Genomic DNA, 2971 nt, shown 5'->3' with positions numbered 1-2971 from the left:
GCCGCGCAGCATGGCGGGCCAGGGTTCGCGGATCACCAGGAAGCCGCCGTGGCCGTTGGGCACGGATTCGCCGTTCTCGTCCACGACGTCCGCGGCGATGCCGGGCAGCGGGACCTGGGCGGAGCCGGGCTTGGTGGCCGTGACGCCGGGGAGGGGTGCGATCATCTGGGCGCCGGTTTCGGTCTGCCACCAGGTGTCCACGATCGGTGCGGGGTTGTCTTTCTTTTCGCCGTTCTTGCCGGCGTTGGCTCCGATGGTGTCCCGGTACCACATCCACGCTTCCGGGTTGATGGGTTCGCCCACGGAGCCCAGGACCCGGATCGAGGAGAGGTCGTATTTGCCCGGGATGTCCTTGCCCCACTTCATGAAGGTCCGGATGGCGGTGGGGGCGGTGTAGAGGATGGAGACCTTGTACTTCTCGATGATCTCCCACCAGCGGCCCTGGTGCGGGGAGTCCGGGGTGCCCTCGTACATGACCTGGGTGGCGCCGTTGATGAGCGGCGCGTAGGCGACGTAGGAGTGCCCGGTGACCCATCCGACGTCGGCGGTGCACCAGTAGACGTCCGTTTCCGGGTGCAGGTCGAAGACGGCCTTGTGGGTGTAGGCGGTCTGGGTGAGGAAGCCGCCGGTGGTGTGCAGGATGCCCTTGGGTTTGCCCGTGGTGCCGGAGGTGTAGAGGATGAACAGCGGATGTTCCGAGTCATGCCCGACGGCGGTGTGCTCGGCTGAGGCGGCCCCCACGGTGTCCGCCCACCAGTGGTCACGGCCCTCGTGCCAGTCCACGTCCGCCCCGTTGCGCTTGACCACCACGACGTTCCGGACGGAGTGGCCGCCGCCGTCTCCGTCATGGGACAACGCCTCGTCGACGGCGTTCTTGAGCGGGCTGGGCTTGCCGCGGCGGTAGGTGCCGTCGGCGGTGACGACGAGCCTGGCTTCGGCGTCGTCGATCCGGGAGCGGAGCGCGTCGGCGGAGAAGCCGCCGAAGACCACCGAGTGGATGGCGCCGATCCGGGCGCAGGCCAGCAGGGTGATGACGGCCTCGGGAATCATCGGCAGGTAGACGGCCACCCGGTCGCCCTTGGACACGCCCAGGGACTCGAAGGCGTTGGCGGCCTTCTTGACCTCCTCGGTCAGCTGCGCGTACGTGTAGGTGCGGGTGTCGCCCGGTTCGCCCTCGAAGTAGATGGCGACGCGGTCCCCGAGCCCGTTTTCGACATGGCGGTCCAGGGCGTTGTACGCGGCGTTGACCTCGCCGCCGACGAACCACTTGGCGACGGGTGGCTGGGTCCAGTCCAGCGCCTGCGTGAAGTCCTTGCTCCAGCTCAGCAGCCCGCGGGCCTGCCTGGCCCAGAAGGCGGGGCGGTCGGCGTCGGCCTCGGCGTAGTCCGCGGCGGTAACGACGGCGCCGGCCGCGAACGCGGCCGAGGGCGCGAACTGGCGGGCTTCATGGGACAGGTTTTCGAAGGCATCGCCCTGACGGGGCGGTGTGGATAGTGCTGCGGTGCGGTCGTTGGACATAGGTAAACTCTTTGCTTTCTCTGACTCGTTCTGCGTTGAAAATACGCCCTAACTAAACGCCGAGGTGTGCCCCGCCACCGGGCAGGGCACACCTCGGACTCTCGCCGGGACGGTCCGCCGACAGGGCGTGGTTTACGTGCCCTGACGGACCTTGGCGGTCTCGATACCGCTCATGGCGCTGTCGGTGACCTGGTCGATGTCGCCGCACCCATCGACCTGCACAAGCAGGCCGCGTCTGTCGTAGAGTGCCAGTATGGCCTCGGTTTGTTCGCGGTAGAGCTCCAGTCGGTGCCGGATAACGCGTTCATTGTCATCGCTGCGCCCTTCATCCCGGGCCCGGCCCAGCAAGCGCCGAACGATTTCTTCATCATCCGCCGCGAGCTGAAGAACAACATCCAGATTGTGCGCGTTGGCGGCAAGGATATCGTCCAGCTCGTCCACTTGGCACGTGGTGCGCGGGTATCCGTCTAGCAGGAAGCCGTTGCTCGTGTCCTGGTGCTGCAAACGGTCCCGCACCATGGCGTTGGTGACGCTGTCGGGAACGAAATCGCCGTTGTCCATGTACCTTTTTGTTTCGACACCCAAAGGTGTCTCGTCCATCACGTGAGTGCGGAACATGTCTCCTGTGGAGATGGCAGTAATGTCAAGGCGCTCTGCAATGCGCTGCGCCTGAGTACCCTTGCCGGATCCGGGGGGTCCTGTAATCAACATTCTCATCTATCAAACCGTTCGTAGTGGGGTTGTCGGAGCCTGAGTGATTCAGACATCTGGCTTGTGCGGAGGCGGCGGGACGGCGGCCGTATATCAGGCCGCGATGGCCGCTACCAGGAGAGGGACACAGTTGTGCTTCAAGGCCGGTGGACCCGATCCGCAGACAGAGGCAGGCGGCCGGGTGTGGTGGCGTTGGGGGAGATTGAGGTGGGTTCCGTCCGCCGGGTCGCCTCCCGGCTCTCGGGGTGCCTGTTGCGAAGGCGCGGCGGACCGGCGGACGGAAGATTCAGAAGGCCAGGGTCTCGGATTCGTGCAGGAACCGGTCGTAGGCGGGAAGCGTCAGGAAGGCCGGGAACTCGGCGCTGAGCGTGACTTCCTCGAAGATGTCCCGCGCGTCGGCGAAGCGGTCCCCTTCGAAGCGTTCCAGTTTCGCGAACTCCTCGTCGAGCATGTCCTCCACCCACTCGCGGGTGATGACGTCGCCCTTGTCGGTGATGGCGCGGGCGAAGATCCACTGCCACAGCTGCGATCGGGAGATCTCCGCGGTGGCTGCGTCCTCCATCAGGTTGTGGATGGCCACCGCGCCGTTGCCGCGCAGCCAGGACTCGATGTAGCGGATGCCCACCTCGATGTTGTTCCGGATGCCCTGTTCGGTGATGGTGCCGGTGGTGGAGGCGATGTCGAGCAGGGCGCGGTCGTCCGGGGTGACGTCCTCGCGGAGCCGGTCCAGCTGGTTCGGGCG

Annotated in this window: 2 protein-coding genes and 1 pseudogene; all 3 read right to left on the bottom strand. The window is 66.2% G+C overall.

Annotation, left to right across the window (positions count from 1 at the left end):
• Window positions 1–1518 (bottom strand): acetate--CoA ligase (locus J9611_RS20560; protein ID WP_211882962.1); only part of this gene is annotated, 1518 nt, incomplete at its 3' end.
• 132 nt (window positions 1519–1650) lie between these two features.
• Window positions 1651–2229: an adenylate kinase gene (locus tag J9611_RS20555; protein ID WP_211882963.1), complete on the bottom strand. Its 579-nt coding sequence runs from the start codon at window positions 2227–2229 to the stop codon at window positions 1651–1653.
• Between the two features lie 286 nt (window positions 2230–2515).
• A pseudogene (locus J9611_RS20550) lies at window positions 2516–2971 on the bottom strand (malate synthase A); the annotation flags it as partial.

Source organism: Pseudarthrobacter albicanus (genome assembly GCF_018224015.1).
GTDB lineage: Bacteria > Actinomycetota > Actinomycetes > Actinomycetales > Micrococcaceae > Arthrobacter > Arthrobacter albicanus.
The sequence above is the reverse complement of the archived record's forward strand: the minus strand, read 5'-3'. Positions and strand labels throughout refer to the sequence as shown.

Excerpts from the sequence above, each read along its gene's own strand:
- J9611_RS20555 (WP_211882963.1), bottom strand. The coding sequence starts at position 2,229 with ATGTTGATTACAGGACCCCCCGGATCCGGCAAGGGTACTCAGGCGCAG.